The organism is Spirulina subsalsa PCC 9445, from assembly GCF_000314005.1.
In the GTDB taxonomy this organism is placed as follows: Bacteria; Cyanobacteriota; Cyanobacteriia; order Cyanobacteriales; family Spirulinaceae; genus Spirulina_A; species Spirulina_A subsalsa.
Map to the genome: position 1 here is coordinate 1,199,917 of NZ_JH980292.1, position 20,987 is coordinate 1,220,903.

Here is a 20,987-nt window from a genome sequence, read left to right on the forward strand (position 1 = left end):
CACCCAGAGTAGAGTTATTCAGCAAACCCTAGATAGGATGGCTATGGGGAGTGGCTCAAGATTCCCCGGGGGTATAGATTCTCATTTCCCCTGAGTCTAAACGATTCATATAATCTTTTAAATCTTGCCCGACCTGTCCACAGAGGAAATAAGCACCGATGAGGTTGGGCAAGGCCATTGCTAATAACATCCCATCACTAAAATCAATGACTGGACCGGGGGCGGCAATGGAGCCGAGGAAGGTGGCAAAGAGAAACAGAACTTTATAAACAATCATCGCCCGTCCTCCGGTGAGATAGTCCCAACAGCGCTCGCCATAGTACCCCCAAGAAATCATCGTCGAGAAGGCAAAGAGGAAAACGGCGATCGCTAAAATGGCCGGAAACCAAGGAATCGCACTGCCAAAGGCGGCTGAGGTCAATTCAGCACCGGCTCCCTGTTCGCGCAGGTCTGCCAAAGCGGGATCATTATAAGCCCCGGTAATGACAATGACGAGGGCGGTCATATTACAGACCAAAACAGTATCAATAAAGGGTTCTAACAGGGCGACAATGCCCTCCCGCACCGGTTCCTCAGTTTTGGCGGCTGAATGGGCGATCGCCGCGGAGCCAATTCCAGCCTCGTTGGAAAAGGCGGAACGTCTTAATCCTTGGGCAATCACCCCGACAATGCCCCCTTGTACCGCTTGGGGATTAAAGGCTTCTGTAAAAATAGTGGCGATCGCACCGGGAATTTCTGTAAAATTAACCAACAGAATAAACAGCGCCGCTAACACATATAAACCACACATAGCCGGCACCACCGCCCCAGCGACCTGGCCAATGCGTTCCACCCCTCCGATAATCACCAACCCCACTAAACCCGCCAGAATTAAACCGTAGAGCCAAGGGGGTAAAATGGGTAAAATGCGGGAAACCGCCCCATAGGATTGGTTGGCTTGAAACATATTTGCCCCCCCAAAAGCCCCAAAGATGCAAAACACAGAAAAGACAATGGCCAACACCCTCCCCAAGATTCCTTGACCCATTTCCGCTAATCCTCGGGACAGATAACGCATCGGCCCCCCGGAAATTGTGCCATCGGGATTGACTACCCGGTACTTCTGCCCGAGGGTACATTCCACAAATTTACTCGTCATGCCGAAGAGTCCCCCCACCGTCATCCAAACCACTGCACCGGGGCCTCCCATGCTAACCGCGATCGCCACTCCCGCAATATTCCCCAATCCCACCGTTGCCGACAAGGCCGTTGCCAGCGCCTGAAAATGGGACACCTCCCCTTCATCTTCGGGATCATCATACTTCCCCCGCACCACATCCACCGCGTGCTTAAAAGCCCGAATATTAATAAACTTCATGCGGATGGTGAAAAACACCGCCCCCGTAATCAGCCACAGCACAATAAAGGGAAATCCTGTCCCCGCATCAAACAACAAAACCCCGAAAATAACATTATTGACAAACCAAGTAAACCCCTCACTCAGGCCGTCTAAAAATCCCGGCGTTGCTGTACCCTCTTGAGCTAAGGCCTGAACCTGAGTCACCAGTAGCACCAAGACAAAATAAATCCATAGTTTACGTCTCATTTGGAAAGTGATACGTCATGTATTGATAACAACGCCCCCAAAATAACCACCTTCTGACCCAGAAAGTGTTAATTCTAAACATTTTCTTGCACAATTTATGATATAGAGTTAAGTTATTATTTAGCTCATCGTCACGAAGTGAACGCAAAGCGTTGCGTAGCAAAGCGTTGCGTAGCAAAGCGTTGCGTAGCAAATGTCAGTGTCGGGAGGATGTCACATAAATGTGCAAGACAGAAACAAAAACCATTACTTATGAGTTTATTTACCAGCGATCGCGTCCTTGTTCCCATTGACTTTTCAGACGAGTCCTTTCAAACCCAAGCAGAAGCCTTAGACTTTGTAGAAGATCCCAGAAAACTGCATATTATTCATGTTCTCCCCCATCTTAACCCCGCAGAACCCGGCATGGCTTGGGGAAAAATTGATGATAAAACTCGCAAAGAAAATGTTTTAAAACACCTCCATAGTCGCTTACCTAATGCAGAAGAAGAAGGGGTTAATTTTCATATTGCCGTAGGAGATCCTAGTTCAGAAATTATTGATTATGCCAAAGCTCAAAAAATCACCCTAATTGTCATTTCTTCTCATGGATTTAGTGGGTTAAAACGCTTTTTATTAGGGTCAGTTGCAGAACGAATTGTCCGCCATGCCCCTTGTCCCGTTCTAGTCAGAAGACATTAAGGTAAACTATCTGTAAAAAAATCATCATCAGCCAAGCAATTTATTCAACTCTTGCCATTTTATGACCAACCTACTTGAGTCGTGCAAAAAATACTCGCCTGCAATCCAGATAGGACAATAGCCTAGAGTTCACCTCCCATGAAGACTAGCTATAACTGAAACTTGGCAAGCCATGAAAATGTTAGCTTAAGAAAAGCAGAAATCCCAGACATTAAAGCCGATTTCTCCTACTTTCATTCTCCTTATAAACTAGCTAGTTGATGTTGAATAGTTGTTAGAGGAACTTGATAAAAATAATCCTGTTTAAAGTAGGCTTCCTCAATGGCTTCTAAGAACAAATTTAAGGCTATTTTCTCCAGAGTAAGAGGCGGCCAATAATCATCAATCGTGATCATTTCTCCATCACGCACCACAGAAAACCCAATCTCTTCCAAAGCCGCTAAACCTAATCTAACAATTTGTGAATTTATAGCTAATTTTTCGCCAATTTGTGCTACAAGAACCTGTTTTTTGGTGCGGAAGAGATACTTTGCAATGCCTTGGAGTTGCTGCCAAATTTGGGCAGAGTTGAGGGGAGGAGGAGAAGGATAAGCTAAGGCCAGTTTGCGGGAGGCTGACAGAGCGCCGCGATGGGATAATAATAAATCATCCCAACTCGATGGACAAGTGGTTAATACCGTACAACTTTCTGAGGGATTGGGGGTAAAAACGTCCCCTCGGTAATCAACAATCCATTCCCCCTCCATTACCTCTGCATAAACAGACACTTCTCGAACATCAACCAGACGTACTTGATAGCCTTTTTCTCCAGATTTTTCACTCCAATTAAAGTCTAGTTCAACTAAAGCATCATAGCGTTTCTGCTCAGAAAGTTCTGTGCTGTAGTGTCCCCACCAAATGCCGGGGAATCCTTTCATCTCTGATGAATCACAAAGCTGGAAAGTGGTTTTGATATATTTAATTTTTTCCCGATTAATAGGGTCTTCAATATTCTTGTTAAATAACCGACGAAACCAGCAATTTTTTATCAAAAGTTTAGGCACAGGATTCCCCATGCCACAGGGTTCTAATACACTTAATTCTCGAAATAAACTTTGCCCTAACTCCGCAACAGTTACCACTAAATCTGCTTGTATTTTGGGTTTTAATAGATTTAGATCCGGAAACCTGTGCCGCATTTCTTGTTCAAGGGCTTCTTTAAATAGGGGTAAATTTTCTAGCCTAATACTTAATCCTGCGGCGTAGGGATGCCCCCCAAAGCGGTGCATTAAATGCTGTTGACTTGCTAGGAGTTCATAGAGATCAATTCCTTCAATAGAACGGGCTGAACCTTTGGCAAAAGCGGGCTGTTCTTCCTGTTCTTCTGTGCTTAAAAGAATAGTAGGGCGGTGGTATTCTTGGGCAATTTGTCCGGCGACTAATCCTAGGACACCTACAGACCATTGAGGATCATCTAGGATAATAATAGGGGTAGTGGATAGGTCAACTTGAGCGAGTCGTTTTTTAACGGCTTCAACTACAGCATTTTGTAGTTCTTTCCGTCGAGCATTGGCAAGTTCTGCATCTTGGGCTAATTTTTGGCAGCGTTCTTGATCAGAATTGGTTAACAGTTCAACGACATATTCAGCCTTGCCATAGATGCGACTGACGGCGTTAATTCGGGGGCCTAAACCAAAGGAAATATCAGTCACACGGTCGCCGTTTCTTTGACAAAGTTTCAGTAATTCTGCTACCCCGGGGCGTGTGGGGCTGCCCTGTTGTGTTTTTAACTGTTTAATTCCCTGTTTTGCTAAGTAGCGACAATCCCCTTTTAGGGCGACTAAATCGGCAATTAAACCAATGGCGACTAAATCTAAAAGTTCGACTAAAGGTTTTCGGGGAATATCTGGAAATGCGGCATATAAAGCTTCAACTAATTTATAGGCAACGGCTACCCCCGATAAATGATAAAGGGGGTGTTCTTCGTGGAAGTAACGAGGATTAATAATGGCTGTAACAGGAGGACGTTCTGGGGGTAAAGTATGATGATCGGTCACAATAATATCAATGCCCCAGTCTTGGGCTTGTATAATTTCTGTTAGGTTGGTGCTTCCCGTGTCGCAGGTGACGATTAATTGTGTCCCCCCTTGGGCTAATTTTTCGATGCCGGGGAGATTCAAACCATGAGATTCTGTTAAGCGATTGGGGATATAATAATTTAGCTGCAAGTGTTGGGTTAAAAACTGTCCTAGTCCTTCCCAGAGAACACTGGTTGAGGTGACACCATCTGCATCAAAATCTCCCCAAATTGTAACTCGTTCCCCCCGTTCTCTGGCTTGTTGCAAGCGTTGAATCGCCCATTTCATCTCCTGTCCAAATTCTAAGGGACTGCTGGGCGTATAATGACGATCTGGGTCTAAAAAGGGGGGTAAGTCGGCGGGGTTTTGTAGCCCCCGTTGCCAGAGTAATTGAGCGGCGAATTTTCCGCTAGACTGGGGGCAGAATTTCTGCACAATCTCTAGAAATTCGGGGGGAATTTCAAAGGTGGGGGCAATTTGCCATTGTTGCTGCATCGTGGGAGTTAATTGATTAAGGGTGAGTGATTCAATGTTTAGGAGTAGTTTAGAAAACCTTAGTGAGTTTGAACGGAGTTGTTATAAAGTTCCCTTGTCGGGGTGAAGTTTTCCGGCTTTTACCACAACCGACTGAGGACTGCTATATGATTAAAATATTAACCCTCAGATCGACTGTAATGTTGTTGAATGACGAACTGTTGTTAGATTATCGGCGCTGTGAACGTCGATCCTACTTAAACGTCTATGGTGACATATCCCAACGTGAACCGGAACGGGATTTTGTCCTGAAACTACGGCAAGAAAACCGCTTGCAGGTAATGGAGTTTTTGGCGGGACGGGAACACTGCACCCCTCATTTTCCGGCCTCGGATTGGCAGCTAGGAGCGAAGCAGACGGCTGAATGGATGGCTGAGGGTGTAAATTTAATTGAGCGGGGGGTTTTGTTGCTCCATGAGCCGATTTCTCGGGTGTTGGCGGAGTTGAGTCCTGAAGGGGAGACGGATGGGGATGCCGAGAGGCGAGGGGAGTCGGTTGTTTTCGTGGGTCGTCCGACGCTGTTGGTGAAACAACCGGGACAGTCTCGTTGGGGGGATTGGTGTTATGTGCCTGTGAATATTCGCTTAGGGAAGCGTGCGAAACCGGAATATAAGATTGTCTCGGCGTTTCATGCCTATTTGTTGGGACGTTTGCAGGGGGAAAGACCTTTAGAAACTCAGTTAATCTTAAGAGATTTGGATTACTACGGGGTGGATTTAACGGTGTGGTTTCCCCGTTTAGCGGAAACTTTGGCTGGATGTTGGCAGATGTTGGCGGAAAAACGGGAGCCGGAGGTGTTTATTTCTAGGCAGCGCTGCGGTTTGTGTCACTGGCATTCCTCCTGTCATGCGATCGCACAAACTCAACAACATCTCTCTCTTGTCCCAGGTGTCACCCCCAGTCGCTACGAAGAATTACAGCAACTGGGGGTTAATAGTTTGGAACAACTCGCTCATTTTACCCTGCCAGAAGTGACCGAAAACCTTGATTTCACCGTCGGGGAACAGTTACAACTGCAAGCGCTGGCCTTGTGGGACAATAAGCCCATTTTACGACCTCAAGCACCCTACCACTTTAAACAACAATTGCCCCAGAATACCATTGAACTCTATTTTGATATAGAAGCTGAACCGGAGCGCAATGTGGATTATTTACTGGGGGTTCTCTATGTTAACCACACCACCCAAACCCAGAAATTTTATACTTTTTTGGCCGAACAACCGGAAGATGAACCGTTTATCTGGCATCAATGTTTAGCCTTATTTGAACGGTACCCCCAGGCCCCGATTTTTCACTTTGCTGATTATGAGGTAGACACCGTAAAACGCTTGAGTCGCTCCTATGGTATCCCCTCCCAACCTTGGCGTAAGTTTCTCCAGCGCTTTGTTGATATTCACCACTGGGTTACAGCGTCGGTGGTGGCTCCGGTGGAAAGTTATTCTCTGAAATCTTTGGCTAAGTGGTTGGGGTTTGAATGGCGAGATCCGGATATGAGTGGGGATCAAACGGTGTGCTGGTATGATCAATGGTTGCAAAAAGGCGATCGCCATTATCTAGATGCCATTGTGCGCTACAACGAAGATGATTGTCGCGCTACTTATCATCTCAAAATGTGGTTACAGGAGTTTTTGAATGGCGAACCGTGAAGAGGCAAGAGGGGGTAATAGGGAATAGGGATTAGGGAATAGGGAGTTGGGAGTCGGTGTAGGGGCGCAATGCCTGCACCCTAGGGAGTCGGGGGGAGGGGGAGAGAGGGAGACAAGGAATTAAGACTGATTACTTATTACCTATTACCTCCTCCCTGTTCCCCGTTCCCTAAAATAAAAGAGTTTTGGCTATTCACTAGCCACTATTCCCCTGCTCCCCTGGGTGTTATTCAGCAAGCCCTAACTATTGACCTATTTGAGATTCCATCATTTGTTGAACTCGTTGTTGCAAGGTTTCATCTTGCTGAATCGTGTTATAAATCTCAGAAAAACGATCCGGAGCTAAACCTTCACTTTGCAGCGCGTTTTCCATTTGGACTTGTGTACGCTGACGCAAAGGTTCAATTTGAGCCACGATAGTATCTAACTTTTCTTTTTCTTGATTCGTTAGCGCAGGAGTGGGTTCTGCTTGATTGCGGAATGCTTCTAAAATGGCATTAAAACGTTCTGGGGTGAATCCTTGTTCTTCCACAATTTCCACGGCTGACTCACGAAAAGCGAGTTCAATTTCCCCTAACTTTTGCCAAGCACTAACAAATTGTGCAAGTTCTCGCTCACTAATTGCCGCGCCACTCGCTTGAGCTATATAATGATTGACAGTTGTTTGCTCCGACGCTGCGACTGCCATCGGGGCAAAAATAGAAATCTGAAGACCCAGCATGACAGCAACTAGCGCGCTTCCGGTGCAAAATCTGTGTTTTAACATGAAATAGGATTTTGTAACTACTCCCCTTCAGCTTATCGCGCTGGTTGGGAATCGGCAACCTAGAAGAAATAACCAGATTTGATCGTGGTGCGTTGTTCTTTAGGATTGTATTCTAGGAGGTATTCCCGAGCGATCGCATTTTGATCCCGCAATTGTTCGACTTCGGCCGCCCCAATTTCCGTATCCGTAGAGAGTAAAATCACTTGACTAGACGCGGCCGGAAAGTAGCGTTCCACTAGGTTATTGCGGTGGGAAGAGTCCAGACGACCTAGGGGGGTATCAATGGCAATGGGTAGGTTTTGACCGGAGACTCGCGCTAAACTCCATAAAAATGCGATCGCCAGTAACTGTTTCTCCCCCGCAGAAAGACGATGTTTCGGCACAGCTTGACCCCGAGGATCATACAAAGAAATCCGAAACGAGTCTACCTCAATCGCCACCCGATGGACTAAATCCGATTTATGGAGTAAATAACGAAAACATTCCGTCACCTCCATCTCTAACTTATTGAGTTTTTTCAGGGTCAACCGTTCCCGAAATAGGGTTAACGTAGTTTGAACTTTAGTCGCCGAATCAATGAAATCTTGATTCACTTTCCGATCTAACGTTAATCGGCTATAATCCTCTAACTCTTTTTTCAGAGTCTTAATCGTTTGACCTAACCCCTCAATTTGCTTCTTTTTATGCTCAATTTCAGTGACCAGTTGAGACACATTTTTTTGCGCCTCTTGTAATTCAAGTTGCAACAGTTTATAAGCTTCTGGAGAAGCCGCCGTCTGTTTTTTCTGTTCTAAAGAGGTTAACTCTTCCAGCCGATCTTCTAACTCCTTTAATTCTTGCTTTGCCTGTTCCTTCTGACTCACCAGTTGATGATTTAAAACCCCATGAAGAGCCTCCAAGGTTTTAGCATCCGCTTCTAACCACGATTTAAACTCCGGATCTAGATCCTGCTTAATCGCCTCCTGTTCTTCTTGTAAAAAAGCTTGGATCTTTTTAAACTTCGCCGCAGGTAAGGCAATTTCCTGTAAATACGCCACTAATTTCTCATCCCGTTTTAATAACACATCCTGCGCAATTAACGCATCCTTAACACTTAACTCCTTTCTCCCCTGTTGATGAGCCGCTTCTAACAAAGGGGTAATTAACGCCAGAGGTAAAACCCCCCCCGCTACTTGGGCTAAATTCTGCCGTTTTGCCTCAATTTGTTGGTTGATGTGTTTTTCTGCCACCGCTAATTCTGTTTGTTGGGCTGCAATTTTTCCCCCTTCTGTCATAAACCGATCTGAGGCCTGTTGTTCGAGATATTCGGCCTTCATTTTCTCCCGTTCCAATCCCTTAAGCACTTGTTCTAATTCCTCTTGTTCCTCCCGCAATTGATCAATTTTTCGTTCTAAAGCCTCAATGGTTTCTAACTCTTTTTGACTCGCACTATTTTTACGTTTGCGGTTAATTAAGGTTTCTAAATCCGTCGCTAATCGTTCCGCTAATTCTAACCCCAATAACGATTCAATAGCCTCTACCACTTGGGAGGGAGGACTTTCCTGTTCTGCCAGTTCTTTAACCTGTTCCCCATCAAATAAGAATAAATTAGAAATGCCCAAGGGTAAAATCTGCTCCACTCGTTCATCCCATGTTTTCGTCATGGTTTCGCCCAAAGATTGATCCCCTACCCATTTATCCGTGATAATTTCTAGCTCATCTTTGCCATTTTTTGGGGAACGAGTCCAACGGCGACGAATGCGAAAGGTGACATTATCATTGTCGTGAATATGCTCAAAAGCCAGTTCAATAATGGTTTCTTCTAAGTCCTTCGCTGGCCGACTTACACATTGTTCTAAAAAATCACTATAGTTTAAATTCCCTCGGGTGGAACATTGGGCGCGTTGTCCATAAAAAGCCAGACGAATGGCATCCATGAGGGTAGTTTTTCCTCCCCCATTCATACCCCCTAAAAGAATAATCGGCTTTAATTCTTCATCGTGGATGGGAGATAAATCAATCACCTGACGACCCACATAAGGCCCAAAATTTTGTAGAACTAATTCTTTAAATAACATCTTTGTTTAACTGACGCTTCACCCAGCTTTAATTCAATCCCGACAAGACAATCCCTGAATAAACATCCCTGTTTTGATTTTTTAATTGACCCTAGGCATCAATTTTTCCGTCCCTGCCAACACCTTCACTACTTTACCTCAAAATGCTCTATGCACAAAATAGTAATTTTTGCAAGTATTTTTTAGGATTTTTTAAAGATTTGAAGATGCGCTTTGTACCTAAAATTACGGTGGACTTTCTCGCTTTACAAAAAAAACGTTTTCGAGTTTTTACTGGTTTTCATAAAAGGAGTCACAATGTCTCTGGTTAAGAAATGTGCGGCTGAGTGCATTGGTACATTTTGGTTGGTCTTTGGTGGCTGCGGGAGTGCTGTGTTGGCGGCGGCGTTTACGGCGGAGGCGGCCAAGATTGGGGGGGATACCCTGTTCCCCTTGGGGATTGGTTTGGTGGGGGTGTCTCTCGCCTTTGGTTTAACGGTGATGACGATGGCCTATGCCATTGGTCATATTTCGGGCTGTCATCTCAATCCGGCGGTGTCTTTTGGGTTGTGGGCGGCGAAACGCTTTAATGGGGCGGAGTTGTTGCCTTATATTGGCGCTCAAGTCGGGGGCGGCATTTTGGGGGCGGTGGTGTTGTATATCATTGCCGCAGGCCAGCCCGGTTTTAGTTTAGCTCCCAATAGTTTGGCGGTCAATGGGTTTGGGGATTTGTCGCCGGGGGGTTATGGTTTGATTGCGGGGTTTGTGGCTGAGTTTGTTCTCACGTTCATGTTTTTAATTGTGATTGTGGGATCTACGGATCGTCGTGCGCCTGCGGGTTTTGCTCCGGTGCCAATTGGTTTGGCGTTGACGTTAATCCACTTAATTGGGATTCCGGTGACGAATGTTTCCGTCAATCCGGCCCGCAGTTTGGGGCCGGCTTTGATTGTGGCGTTGTTTGGGGGAGGAACTCAGGCGATCGCACAAGTCTGGTTATTTTGGTTAGCTCCCATTCTAGGGGCGGTGGCGGCGGGGGGATTATACCTCGCGCTGTTCACTGAACCAAAAATCGCCACTGAACCAAGTCTAGTGGATTGATAGACTGCCCCGTTAGATATCTGATTTAACGGGGGATTCTTGCCGAGAATCGGGAAAATGGGGGTATAGCAAGCCGTAAGCTAAAAGCCTAAATCAGCCTTGGCTGCGTCGGCGGCGGCGAAAACTTCATGATCCGGTAATTCTTGCCAATCCGTTGAACCAATTTCCTGATAAAACTGTGCATCGTAGGGGCGAGTTTGCACCACAACAGGCATGGGGACAGCATGACCCAAAATTAACGCCTGTTGTTTAGAGTCTAATTTCGCCAAAACCGATCTTAAACTTTGACCCCCAGACACTCCGGTAAAAATGGCATCAATATCCTTGTCATCGTTCAATAAACAAGTGATACGGGTACCGATTTGAGACATCACCTCATTATCAATGCCGGAGGGTCGTTGGTCTACTACTAAAAGGGTGACAAAATATTTGCGCATTTCCCGCGCTATGGTGCCGAAGATGGTTTGATGAACAATGCTGGAGTCTAGGAAGCGGTGGGCTTCTTCGATGGTGATCACTAATTGCTGGGGTCGATCTTGGGGGTTTTTTGAGCGTAAAAACTGCTCAGATTTGGTGACGTAACTTTGGTGAATCCGACGGGTGATCATGTTGGTGGCCAACATATAGGAAAGCAGGTTAGACTGGGAGCCAAATTCGATGACAACGTGCTTGCCTGCGTTGAGGGACTGGAGAACTTGATCAATGTAGTTGTAGGGACAGGTGGTTTGAATGTATTTGAGGCTATCAAGGCGCATCAGTTTCCGTTGCAGTGCCATGATTGACCCGGTATGACCTTGTTTGGTTTCGCAGAATTCCCGGATGTCTTCGTTGGTCATGTCGAGAAGGTTCACAATCCAGGATTTGCCGAAGTCGGCGGCGAGGATGTTGGCATTGTCAAGGCTGGCATCGGATAACCCTAGTTCACGACTGACTAAGCGCAAGTCTTCGATTTCGATTTGATCATAGCTCAAATAGAGTTCCTGAGCATCCCGAACGCCTCGTCTGCGGGTGGATTGGGGGTCTAGGGTGTAAATCTCCACTTGACCGGGGAAGAGTTGGCGCAGTCCTTTAACGGTGCTAATTTGTTTGCCTTCCTGCATGGCTTCCCAGCCATATTCGGAGTGCATATCAAACATCAGGTTAACGGCGGCTTTTTTGCGGATAATGCCGGAGATCAGGAGGCGGGTAAGGAAGGATTTCCCGGTGCCGGATTTGCCGAAGATGCCGTTACTCCGTTCTACCACGCGATCCAGATTGAGGCAGACGGGAACATCCATATCTAGGGGTTTGCCTACGGTGAAGTTTTTGCGCTGGGGGTCATCTTCCCAACCAAAGACAATCCGAAAGTCGTTTTCGTTGGCTTCATAGACTGGGCTGAAGTGACTGGGGATGGTTTTGACGGGGAGCAGAAGAACGTCGCTGTTGCTGTTGGGAGTGAAGGAGGCGAGGGGGCTTTTGCCGTTTTGGGTTTGGGGGAGGGCGAGTCCGGTGGGGAAGTTGTTAGGGCGTTCGTCGGGGGTGAACATCAACATGGGGGAGAGGTTGATGGTGCCGTAGGTGCCACCTCCGGCGAGGACTTCGCGTAAAAAGTCGTCTTCGAGACTGGGGGGATTGACTAAGATTCGGGGGTTGGCGGTGTCAAGGGAAACGTCAGTGAGGAGACAAAAGAAGCGCGATCGCACCCCCTGAATGACTAGGAATTTACCCACCCGCATATCTTCTACAGAAATATCTGCATGAAGACGGACTTCCAACCCTTGACTTAATGACCCCTGAATCACGGAACCAAGGGGTTGTTCAATACTACTCATAGGTCTGTTTTCTGACGGGATCAATCTGTCCCGAGGGGGATGGCTAAAGGTTAAGAGATCAGAAAGAATGGCTGTTGAGAAGTTACATCACCATTGACAGAGCCAATCCTCCTCATTTGAACCTTTGGAAGGGGGGGCTTTTTTTTGTTTATTGTTGGCGATTTGGGGTGGGTTGTCAAGGGGCAAGGGTTTTTTACGATTGCTTGACAAAACCTCAGACTTATTTAAAGTTTCTGTAAAACAGGCTAGGCCAGACTTTCGCGACCTCGGGGAAGTGAGTAGACTTTAGGTAATGGAATTCGCAGACAGATGTAAAAAGCTGTAGGGCAAATAGGGTTAAATTTGGTTATTGCATTGGTGACTCCTGATCCTGCTGCGAGTGAAGTCAGAAAAGAGCAGTCTAACTGGTTTGAATCTAGAAGTGCTGCTCTTTTCTTGTGAGAATTTTTAGCTCATCGTCGGGAAGCCCCGCACTGTACGTTCGCGTTCACTTCGTGACGCTTCGCGAACACGAAGCGTCACGAAGTGAACGCGAAGCGTTGCGTAGCCAATGTCAGTGTCGGGATGAAAGACGGTTAATTGAGGGGTTCGATGCCCCGAAAATTAACCAACAATCATTTACTAGGGAGTGACGATTTATCCCTAGATATTGTATAATAGGTTCAGGTCAATAAGCTACTATTCGTGTTAAACCTCAACTATTGCTACAGAATTTATCCAGATGCCAGTCAAGAAAAAGAATTACTTGACTGGCTAGAAATCTGTCGAGGGGTATATAATTATGCCTTGGCAGAACGAAAAGAGTGGATAAATTCTCGCAAGTGTCAGGTTAACGCTTGTAGCCTCCATTCTGAGTACATTATACCTGCGGATCAACCTTTTCCCGACTATTATAAACAGAAAAAAGCTTTAACTCAAGCCAAACAGCAATACCCAGAACTAAAACGGGTTCAGTCTCAGGTCTTGCAAGAGGTTATGGGGCGTTTAGACAAAGCGTTTAACTTTTTCTGGAAAAGAAGTTTTGGTTTTCCTAGGTTTAAGAAATATGGTCAGTTTCGGTCGATTAACTTTCCTCAATTCAGGGAAAACCCTGTAACTGGATATCAATTGAGACTCCCTAAGCTAGGCTCTGTGGTCATTAATCTACACAGACCTATACCGGATGGATTTGTAGTTAAACAAGTTCAGATCGTTAAAAAAGCTTCGGGTTGGTATGCTGTCCTTTGTATTCAATCAGACGTTAATATTCCTTCTCCAAAACCTGAAGGGACATCTCTAGGGATTGATTTGGGACTTGAGAAGTTTATGGCAACATCTCAGGGGGAATTAATAGCTAGACCTAAGTTTTTCGTGGAGCTTCAAAGTCAGCTTAAATGGCTACAAAGAAGATTATCAAAGAAACAGAAAGGGTCAAAAAACTGGCATAAAGCCCGGGAAAAAGTAGCTAAACTTCATGAACATATTTACAACACTCGCAAAAACTTTCATTATCAAGTCGCTCATCATCTTTGTGACCAAGCCGATATCATTTTTGCCGAAGATTTAAACGTCCAGGCCATGTCTAGAGGGATGTTGTGTAAGCATACTCTTGATGCTGGTTTTGGGGGGTTTCTAGAGGTATTAAAGCACGTGGCCTGGAAACGAGATGTTTATTTCGAGAAAGTTGATGCTAATTTCACTAGCCAAATTTGTCCGAGTTGTGGTGTAGTGACTGGTAAGAAAGACTTGTCTCAACGAGTGCATAAATGTTCTCATTGTGGGTTTGTAACGGATAGGGACGTTGCTGCGGCGATGGTTGTTGAGCAACGTGGACTTGCAGCCCTTGGACTGGGGGTAAAGCTGCCTGTAGAGGAAGAGGTTATTGCTACGCAACGCTTTGCTACGCAACGCTTCGCGTTCGCGAAGCGTCACGAAGTGAACGCGAACGGGGATGTCCCGAAAAAGACATCTAGAGCCTCCCGTAGAAACAGGAAAGCCTCATAGTAATATGGGGAAGCCCGCACCGTACCCCTAGGGTCGGTGTCGGGAGGATGTCACGTGTTCAAATCGGCAATTTTTTGCAGGTTTTCGCTAAAGATGTAAACTTGAACCGCTTCTTGTTCTCGGTCGGCGACTCGTTTGGTGGCTTGGCCGAGGTAGAGGGGAACGGAAATTCCCGGTTCCGGGTGGATGAGGGCGCGGGCGCGAATGCTGACTTGACTGTTGTCTCCTCCTAAACGACCGAAGGGGGAAATATCAATGGCGGCCTGTTGTAGGGTGGCGGTGAGTTCGTCTTCAGTGACGGTGGCGGGAATGGTGACGACGACGTTGTTGGCGGCGTTATCAAAGACGAGGGTATAACGTACTGCGCCGGGGATGGCGACGCGCTGGAAGAGGCCTAAACTGAGGCCAAATACGCCGATGGTCAGGACGACCATAAAGGAGGTAATCCCCACAAGGCGAAAGCGGAAGCCCCATTTGAGGGCGAAGGCGAGTAAGGTGAGTAAGAAGAATAAACCTGTTGCGATCGCACATCCTTGAATATAGACGGCGAAATCAGTTGGAAGCTGCATAATTTTGGCGGTGAATTAACCCAAATGTTCTTAGTTTTCTTAGTATAGCCCCATTGTTTGCCCCCTCTGATGGCTGCATCAAATCCGGGGTTTTAACGGGAGATCCCAATAGTTAGGATCTTGCAGGAGGTTCGACCCATGACGGAATTTTGGCAGCATTTTCCCGCCCAGTTTCATCAGCATTCCTTAGCATCTGGCGATCGCATAGCTTTGAGGGAGTGGCAAGCCGTTGTGACCCAACGCATCACCCCCCAACAAGTGGGACAGGTGCGTTATCGGGGGACTTGGTGGCGCGCCGCTTCTGGGGGCGGGACAATTTTGGAAGAGGGAGAGGTGGTCTATGTGGTGGGGCGTTCCGGAACGACGCTCTGGGTCGAACAAGTGGGGAGTTGATGAGAGTCGGGAGTCGGGAGTCGGGAGTCGGGAGTCGGGAGTCGGGAATCGGGAATCGGGAGTCGGGAGTCGGGAGTCGGGAGATTGCCTCTCCCCTGCCCCCCTGCTCCCCGAATGAGACACTCCCAGGCCTAAAGGCGTGGGGATTCTTGGGCTGAATCCTGCATCCAATAATTGACCAACTGCCCTAACTTTTGTCGTAAGGTTTCCAGCCCAATCCGTTGACTCGCGGCAATGAAAACCGCTCCTGGGAATTGCTTTTTCGCCTCAGCCAAAGCCTCACTATCGGCCTGATCTAACTTATTAAAGGCGATTAAACTTGGCCCCGGACAGGTTGGCATTTCCGCTAAAATCTTTTGCACCGATTCAATATGACTCAACCAAGCCGGATGGGATAAATCGACAACGTGCAGCAGGGCATCCGCTTCCGTCACCTCCTCCAAAGTCGCCCGAAAAGCATCCATCAAGGCCGGGGGTAACTCATGGATAAAACCCACCGTATCCGTTAACAACAGAGTCAAGGTTTCCCCTGTCTCCGAATCCATCACAGATAGGCGGCGAGTGGTGGGGTCTAGGGTCGCGAACAACTGATCCGCCGTGTAGACCTCCGCATTAGTCAGGGCATTAATCAGGGTAGATTTACCCGCGTTGGTATAGCCCACAATAGCCACCGTCGGGACTTCCTGCTGTTGTCGTTGTTGCCGTAAACGGGAACGATGGGCTTGAAGTTCGTTGACCTCCCGTTGCAGTCGGGCGATACGTTTTTGAATAGTACGCCGTTCCGTCTCCAGTTTGGTTTCCCCCGGCCCCCGGGTACCAATCCCCCCCCCTAAACGGGACATGGCCTGACCTCGCCCGGTGAGACGGGGTAACATATACTCCAACTGGGCTAATTCCACTTGGAGTTTCCCCGCCCGGGATTGAGCGCGCTGGGCGAAAATATCTAGAATGACCTCCGTCCGGTCTACTACTCTCACCCCAAATTGTCGCTCTAAATTGCGCACTTGAGCGGGGGAAAGATCCCGGTCAAAGACCACCAGATTAGCGCCCAAAGTTTGCACCGTGAGGGCGATTTCCTCCACCTTCCCGGAGCCGACGAGGGTTTGAGAGTCTGGGCGCGATCGCTTTTGCCGAGAAACCTGTAACACCTCGCCCCCGGCACTCTCCACCAAGCGTTCCAATTCCGCTAGACCATCTTCAAACCCTTGGGCGGTCATCTGTTGGGTCATCAGTCCCACCAACAACACCCGCTCATGATCTGCGTCCACCTGTTGGGCCACATATTCCCGGCGAAATTCTGCCTCTAGTCCTTCGACTAGGGCGAAAAAGTCCTCTTGGGCGAGTTCTTCGAGTGCGATCGCCTCGGATACCGTCCAATAGGCACTTTCTCCCTCCTGACCCTCTAACTCCGGGATTAAATGGGCAAAATAGGCCGCCTTCACATAGCCCGTCGCCCCACCCCCCCGGCGCTCGAACCCTTCCCCGGTCAGGGTTAACAGGACTAAAGCATCTAAACGCTGCATCACCATCGCCGTCAAACTCGACGTTTTCGGTGGCGCGTCCTTTAAACTCGTGGCAATACAACGGATGCCCGACAACCGTTCAGCACCATAGCGGGGCAACTCTAGGGGTGGAATTTGCGTCTGGCGAGGAGATCCTACCCCCACCCGAATCACCTGCCCCCGTCGATTGATATAGGCACAGATTCCTTGTTTGATATCTGTACTAATGGCGGCTAAACGTTGGGCAAATTCTCCTGTCGTAAAGCTATCCCTCGGCAAACGCTGTTGATAAAGGCGCTGAAGTTGCTTGAGTTGACTGGGTTTTAAACCTTGAAGGTTTCCGTAGATCGTATCGATAGGCTTTGTTGACCAATTCTTCAGTCTATGTATTTTAGACCAAAATTCCGGGGATCACCAGAACCGTCAAGGATGCCCCAAAGGAGCAGACCGGATCCTGTTTTTCGGGATTGCTCCCTAGATGATGACGGGTCTAGGTATAATCCAGTACGGATGAAGTTTTTGATTTTTTATATATCGTTAACGATGAGCTTATTTGAATCAATTTTACTCGGCATTATTCAGGGGATTTTTATGTTTTTCCCCGTCAGTTCTACCAGTCATCTCGTTTTAACCCAACATTGGCTGATTCAACGGGGTTCTAGTTTGCCTTCCCCGGAAAGTGCCGAAATGATTTTCTTTGATTTAGTCGTTCATGTTGGCACCCTCATTTCCATTGCCGTGGTTTTTCGTAAGAGTCTTAGCCGTTTAATCCAGCGTATTTTCCAAGACAGTCAAACGCTGTGGAGTTACTGGCAAAAGCCCGCTCAAACGGCCTTACTCCCCCAAGCGTTGAGCGTAAAACCTCATTCTCTCCTCGTCCCAACTCCCCAACGAGAGCAGGATTTACTCTACCCCCGTCTGGCGATTTTGGGGATGTTTTCGGTCTTCGTAACAGGTTTAATCGGGTTTCCCCTGCGCTCCGTGTTTAAAGAAATCTTCGCCCGTCCTCTTGCCGTGGCGATTACCCTCACGATTACTGGGATTTTGTTGTGGTATACCGATCGGAAATTACGTCAGCCCCGAGGACTGCGCCAACTGACTCCTACTGTGGCGGGTATCATTGGCATTGGTCAAGGATTAGCCCTCATTCCGGGCTTAAGTCGTAGTGGGATGACTATTTCCTTTGCTCTGTTCACGGGGCTAAAGCGACAGTGGGCAGCGGAATATAGCTTTTTTATCGCCTTTCCCACCATTTTGGGGGCCACCGCACTCCAAGCCCTAGATGTGTTAAAAGCAGACTCTTGGGGGGAGATTGGCTGGTTGCCCTTGACGGTGGGATTTTTTGTCTCTGCTGGTGTGGGAGTTGTTGCCCTACAATTGGTGCTGAAACTGCTCTATAAAGCCCGATTTCGCTATTTTTCCTATTATTTATGGGTATTGGCGGGGATTGTCGCTTGGGGAAGTTTCCGGGGGGTGTTTTAGCCAAATTCTTGCTCGATAATCCGCCAACTGACCGCCGTTACGCCGGGTTCCATGCTTAAACGACTGACAATTTGTTCCATCCGCCCGTCATCCCGGGATTGGGTAATCATTTCGGCTTCCACTTCCACCCGGTTGTTGCTTTCTTCTAAATCTTCACTGCGGAGCGATCGCAATTTTAAACCACTTGGTGCCAACGCTTGCAGAATTAACGCTCGGACATGGGCTTCATCCTTACTGTGACAAATGAGCGAGCATTGATAACATAATTCTAATTCGGTTCCCTGTAAGGGTTGTTGGTTGATCCGGTAGCCCAAGGGACGGAGAATGGTATTGGAGATTAAAACGGCGATCGCGCTGGAACCCATTAACCCGATAAAGGAAATCCTAATCATGGGTCAAGAAATAGAACGGAAATATTTAGTCAAGGGGGAGAGTTGGCGAATCGGAAGCCAAGGAGCGGTTTATTGTCAAGGTTATATCACCCGTGAACCCCAGCGCACGGTACGGGTTAGAATTGTGGGAGAACAGGGCTATTTGACCATTAAAGGGGCTACTCAGGGCATTGCTCGCTGTGAGTTTGAGTATCCGATCCCCGTCGCCGATGCTCGCGCTTTGTTGGACTTATGCGATCGCCCCTTCATTGAAAAAACCCGCTACAAATTACAACTCGGAGATTTTCTCTGGGAAATTGACGAGTTTCACGGGGAAAACCAAGGTCTAATCCTAGCAGAGGTCGAATTACCCCACGAAAACACCGTTATTCCTCTGCCGGATTGGGTGGGGGAAGAGGTTTCCCACGATGGGAGATACTACAACGCCAATTTAGTCAAGTTTCCTTACTCTCAATGGCCGTAATCTTGCTATCACCTCAAAACTTAACCCATCCCGAACTCGGAACAGAGGGGATGGGTTAAGACCAGACCACACACAGGCAGAATTAATAGTGATTGAGATTGAGGCCCGCCTCTTGGGCAACCGCTTGTAATCCTTTTTTTTGAATGGTTTTAATCGCTTTCGTAGACAGTTTCAGACGAACCCAACGGTTTCCTTCGGGCCACCAGATTTTTTTCCACTGGAGATTAACCTGTTGTAGCTTTTTCGTCCGACGGTGGGAGTGGGAGACAGCGTAGCCATTATTGGCTTTCTTGCCCGTGACTTGGCACTTACGAGACATGAAAATCCTCCATGATATTTATTCGCAATCTCCCATTATAGGATAAAATCTCGCCCTACACACCCTCAGTCCATAAGCCGCGCTCTTTTAACCAAGCCTCATTAAACAACTTAGACTGATAGCGAGAACCCCCATCACAGAGTACCGTGACAATGGTATGACCGGGCCCGAGTTGTTTGGCTAAGGCATAGGCCGCCCCTACATTAATTCCCACAGATCCGCCCATAAATAACCCATCTTTTCGCAGTAGTTGATAAACCACCCTTAAACATTCTGGGTCATCAATTTGAATAGCATCATCAATGGGAACATCTTCCATATTGCCTGTAATGCGGCTATTCCCGATACCTTCGGTGATGGAACTCCCTTCAGGGTTAATTTGCCCGGTTTTGACATAACTATAAAGACCACTTCCCATTGGATCCGCCACCACACAGCGAATCTCGGGATTTTGTTCCTTGAGGAATAAGGCCACCCCCGCATAGGTTCCCCCGGTACCCGTTGCGGCAACCCAAGCATCTACTTTTCCCTCGGTTTGTTGCCAAATTTCGGGCCCCGTCGTCTCATAGTGGGCGTTCCGATTGGCTAAATTATCAAACTGATTCGCCCAGATAGCGTTTTCCATTTCTTGGGCGAGTCGTCCTGAGAGTTTGACGTAGTTGTTAGGATCTTTATAGGGAACCGCCGGCACCGGACGAACTTCCGCGCCCAGGGTGCGCAATAAGTCCATTTTTTCCTGAGATTGGGTTTCGGGAATAATAATCAAGCATTTATAGCCCTTAGCATTGCAGATATGGGCTAAACCGATGCCCGTATTGCCTGCGGTCCCCTCAACGACGGTGCCACCGGGTTTGAGTAATCCTTGTTTTTCCGCATCTTCAATAATATAGAGGGCGGCGCGGTCTTTAACAGACCCTCCGGGATTGAGAAATTCAGCTTTTCCTAGAATTTCGCATCCGGTTTCATCGCTAAAACTATTGAGACGAATTAAGGGGGTATTCCCTACTGTACCGACAAAGCCTTGTTTAATATCCATTAGGGGGTGTTTCTCTAAGGTTTTCAAAAATTGCGCTTTCCTCGTCCATTAGGACGCGCTGCCTACTCGTTTGCGTAGGGACTCGGCGCGGCGCTTGGCGATCGCATTTTTGGGATCATGTTGCAAGGAGGCCTCATAGGCTTCTAAGGCCGGACTAACCAGCTTTTTCTTCTCATACACATTGCCCAAATTATTTAAAGCAATCACATATTCGGGATACAGTTTGATGGCTTCTTTATAATTCCGAATGGCTAAATCATACTGTTCCTGAGAAAAATAAGCAAAACCGAGAGCATTGTAGATTAAAGCAGCGTTTTCTGTGGGAATTTCTTCTTTTTCAGCCGATTTTAACGCTTTTTGTAACAGTTTGACGGACTGGACAAAGAGCTTTTTGTCTAAATACAGGCTGCCCAGTTCATAATACTCCTCGGCTGTCCCTTGTTCCTGTTCTAGTTTCCGTTGCAGTTTAGAAAAGCGACTTTCTTGGCGACGGGTGCGGAAAATCTGCTGAAACAGAAAGACCGCGACCCCCGCCAGTAAGACCAATAGGGTAGATATATAGATGATGGGCAGAATGTCATCCATGAGCAGTTAAAGGTTCGAGTTAAAAATTTACAGTTTTTCTATTCTCCCA

At 47.4% G+C, this 20,987-nt stretch carries 18 protein-coding genes and 1 pseudogene; 8 read left to right on the forward strand and 11 right to left on the reverse strand.

Features of this window, described 5'->3' with window-relative positions; all coding sequences use genetic code 11:
* Positions 1–55 precede the first annotated feature (55 nt).
* A complete protein-coding gene (locus SPI9445_RS0105700; RefSeq protein ID WP_017303771.1) occupies positions 56–1,585 on the reverse strand; it encodes an alanine/glycine:cation symporter family protein in 1,530 nt (509 codons plus the stop codon).
* A 252-nt stretch (positions 1,586–1,837) separates the two neighbouring features.
* Here SPI9445_RS0105700 and SPI9445_RS0105705 point away from each other — a divergent pair, with 252 nt between their 5' ends.
* Entirely contained in the window at positions 1,838–2,266 is a 429-nt protein-coding gene (locus SPI9445_RS0105705; RefSeq protein ID WP_017303772.1) for a universal stress protein, read from the forward strand.
* A 242-nt stretch (positions 2,267–2,508) separates the two neighbouring features.
* Here the strand turns inward: SPI9445_RS0105705 and recJ are convergent, their stop codons facing one another.
* The gene (recJ, locus tag SPI9445_RS0105710) at positions 2,509–4,818 is read right to left on the reverse strand and encodes a single-stranded-DNA-specific exonuclease RecJ (protein WP_017303773.1); all 2,310 of its coding nucleotides are present in this window, start codon (positions 4,816–4,818) and stop codon (positions 2,509–2,511) included.
* A gap of 146 nt (positions 4,819–4,964) precedes the next feature.
* Between recJ and SPI9445_RS0105715 the strand changes: the two genes are divergently transcribed.
* On the forward strand, positions 4,965–6,503 hold the full coding sequence (locus tag SPI9445_RS0105715; RefSeq protein ID WP_017303774.1) for a TM0106 family RecB-like putative nuclease: 1,539 nt from the start codon (positions 4,965–4,967) through the stop codon (positions 6,501–6,503).
* Positions 6,504–6,747: 244 nt separating this feature from the next.
* Here SPI9445_RS0105715 and SPI9445_RS0105720 read toward each other — a convergent pair whose 3' ends face one another.
* Positions 6,748–7,191, reverse strand: a complete 444-nt coding sequence (locus SPI9445_RS0105720) for a DUF4168 domain-containing protein (RefSeq protein ID WP_237747928.1) — start codon at positions 7,189–7,191, stop codon at positions 6,748–6,750.
* A gap of 137 nt (positions 7,192–7,328) precedes the next feature.
* Positions 7,329–9,326: a DNA sulfur modification protein DndD gene (gene dndD / locus SPI9445_RS0105725; RefSeq protein ID WP_017303776.1), complete on the reverse strand. Its 1,998-nt coding sequence runs from the start codon at positions 9,324–9,326 to the stop codon at positions 7,329–7,331.
* A 297-nt stretch (positions 9,327–9,623) separates the two neighbouring features.
* Between dndD and aqpZ the strand changes: the two genes are divergently transcribed.
* Entirely contained in the window at positions 9,624–10,403 is a 780-nt protein-coding gene (gene aqpZ, locus SPI9445_RS24495) for an aquaporin Z (protein ID WP_017303777.1), read from the forward strand.
* A gap of 80 nt (positions 10,404–10,483) precedes the next feature.
* Here aqpZ and SPI9445_RS0105735 read toward each other — a convergent pair whose 3' ends face one another.
* Complete coding sequence (locus tag SPI9445_RS0105735; RefSeq protein WP_017303778.1) at positions 10,484–12,214, reverse strand: helicase HerA domain-containing protein; 1,731 nt, start codon at positions 12,212–12,214, stop codon at positions 10,484–10,486.
* Positions 12,215–12,898: 684 nt separating this feature from the next.
* Between SPI9445_RS0105735 and SPI9445_RS0105740 the strand changes: the two genes are divergently transcribed.
* Complete coding sequence (locus tag SPI9445_RS0105740) at positions 12,899–14,197, forward strand: RNA-guided endonuclease InsQ/TnpB family protein (RefSeq protein ID WP_017303780.1); 1,299 nt, start codon at positions 12,899–12,901, stop codon at positions 14,195–14,197.
* Positions 14,198–14,247: 50 nt separating this feature from the next.
* Here SPI9445_RS0105740 and SPI9445_RS0105745 read toward each other — a convergent pair whose 3' ends face one another.
* Positions 14,248–14,766, reverse strand: a complete 519-nt coding sequence (locus tag SPI9445_RS0105745; RefSeq protein ID WP_017303781.1) for a Ycf51 family protein — start codon at positions 14,764–14,766, stop codon at positions 14,248–14,250.
* Between the two features lie 138 nt (positions 14,767–14,904).
* On the opposite strand from SPI9445_RS0105745, the gene SPI9445_RS24500 reads away from it, so the two are divergent.
* Both SPI9445_RS24500 and SPI9445_RS30345 read left to right on the forward strand, forming a co-directional pair.
* Complete coding sequence (locus SPI9445_RS24500; RefSeq protein WP_017303782.1) at positions 14,905–15,159, forward strand: NfeD family protein; 255 nt, start codon at positions 14,905–14,907, stop codon at positions 15,157–15,159.
* Positions 15,107–15,277: an AraC family transcriptional regulator gene (locus SPI9445_RS30345; protein WP_164674471.1), complete on the forward strand. Its 171-nt coding sequence runs from the start codon at positions 15,107–15,109 to the stop codon at positions 15,275–15,277. The genes SPI9445_RS24500 and SPI9445_RS30345 overlap by 53 nt, the downstream gene beginning before the upstream one ends.
* Positions 15,278–15,290: 13 nt before the next feature.
* Here SPI9445_RS30345 and hflX read toward each other — a convergent pair whose 3' ends face one another.
* Positions 15,291–17,018 (reverse strand): GTPase HflX, encoded by a 1,728-nt coding sequence (gene hflX, locus SPI9445_RS0105755; RefSeq protein WP_033373967.1) that lies wholly within the window; start codon positions 17,016–17,018, stop codon positions 15,291–15,293.
* Between the two features lie 186 nt (positions 17,019–17,204).
* Here hflX and SPI9445_RS0105760 point away from each other — a divergent pair, with 186 nt between their 5' ends.
* Positions 17,205–18,143, forward strand: a complete 939-nt coding sequence (locus tag SPI9445_RS0105760; protein WP_017303784.1) for an undecaprenyl-diphosphate phosphatase — start codon at positions 17,205–17,207, stop codon at positions 18,141–18,143.
* Here SPI9445_RS0105760 and SPI9445_RS24505 read toward each other — a convergent pair.
* A pseudogene (locus SPI9445_RS24505) lies at positions 18,140–18,490 on the reverse strand (MgtC/SapB family protein); the annotation flags it as partial. The gene SPI9445_RS0105760 and the pseudogene SPI9445_RS24505 overlap by 4 nt on opposite strands.
* A gap of 43 nt (positions 18,491–18,533) precedes the next feature.
* On the opposite strand from SPI9445_RS24505, the gene SPI9445_RS0105770 reads away from it, so the two are divergent.
* Positions 18,534–18,998, forward strand: a complete 465-nt coding sequence (locus SPI9445_RS0105770) for a CYTH domain-containing protein (RefSeq protein WP_017303786.1) — start codon at positions 18,534–18,536, stop codon at positions 18,996–18,998.
* An 82-nt stretch (positions 18,999–19,080) separates the two neighbouring features.
* On the opposite strand, the gene rpmB is transcribed toward SPI9445_RS0105770, so the two are convergent.
* From rpmB to SPI9445_RS0105785, 3 genes are read right to left on the reverse strand one after another with little or no spacing between them, the layout of a single operon-like run.
* Positions 19,081–19,317, reverse strand: a complete 237-nt coding sequence (rpmB, locus tag SPI9445_RS0105775; RefSeq protein ID WP_017303787.1) for a 50S ribosomal protein L28 — start codon at positions 19,315–19,317, stop codon at positions 19,081–19,083.
* A gap of 55 nt (positions 19,318–19,372) precedes the next feature.
* Positions 19,373–20,353 (reverse strand): cysteine synthase A, encoded by a 981-nt coding sequence (locus SPI9445_RS0105780; protein WP_017303788.1) that lies wholly within the window; start codon positions 20,351–20,353, stop codon positions 19,373–19,375.
* A 48-nt stretch (positions 20,354–20,401) separates the two neighbouring features.
* Positions 20,402–20,938 carry a tetratricopeptide repeat protein gene (locus SPI9445_RS0105785; RefSeq protein WP_017303789.1) on the reverse strand — a complete coding sequence of 179 codons (537 nt, stop codon included), beginning with the start codon at positions 20,936–20,938 and terminating at the stop codon, positions 20,402–20,404.
* Positions 20,939–20,987 lie beyond the last annotated feature (49 nt).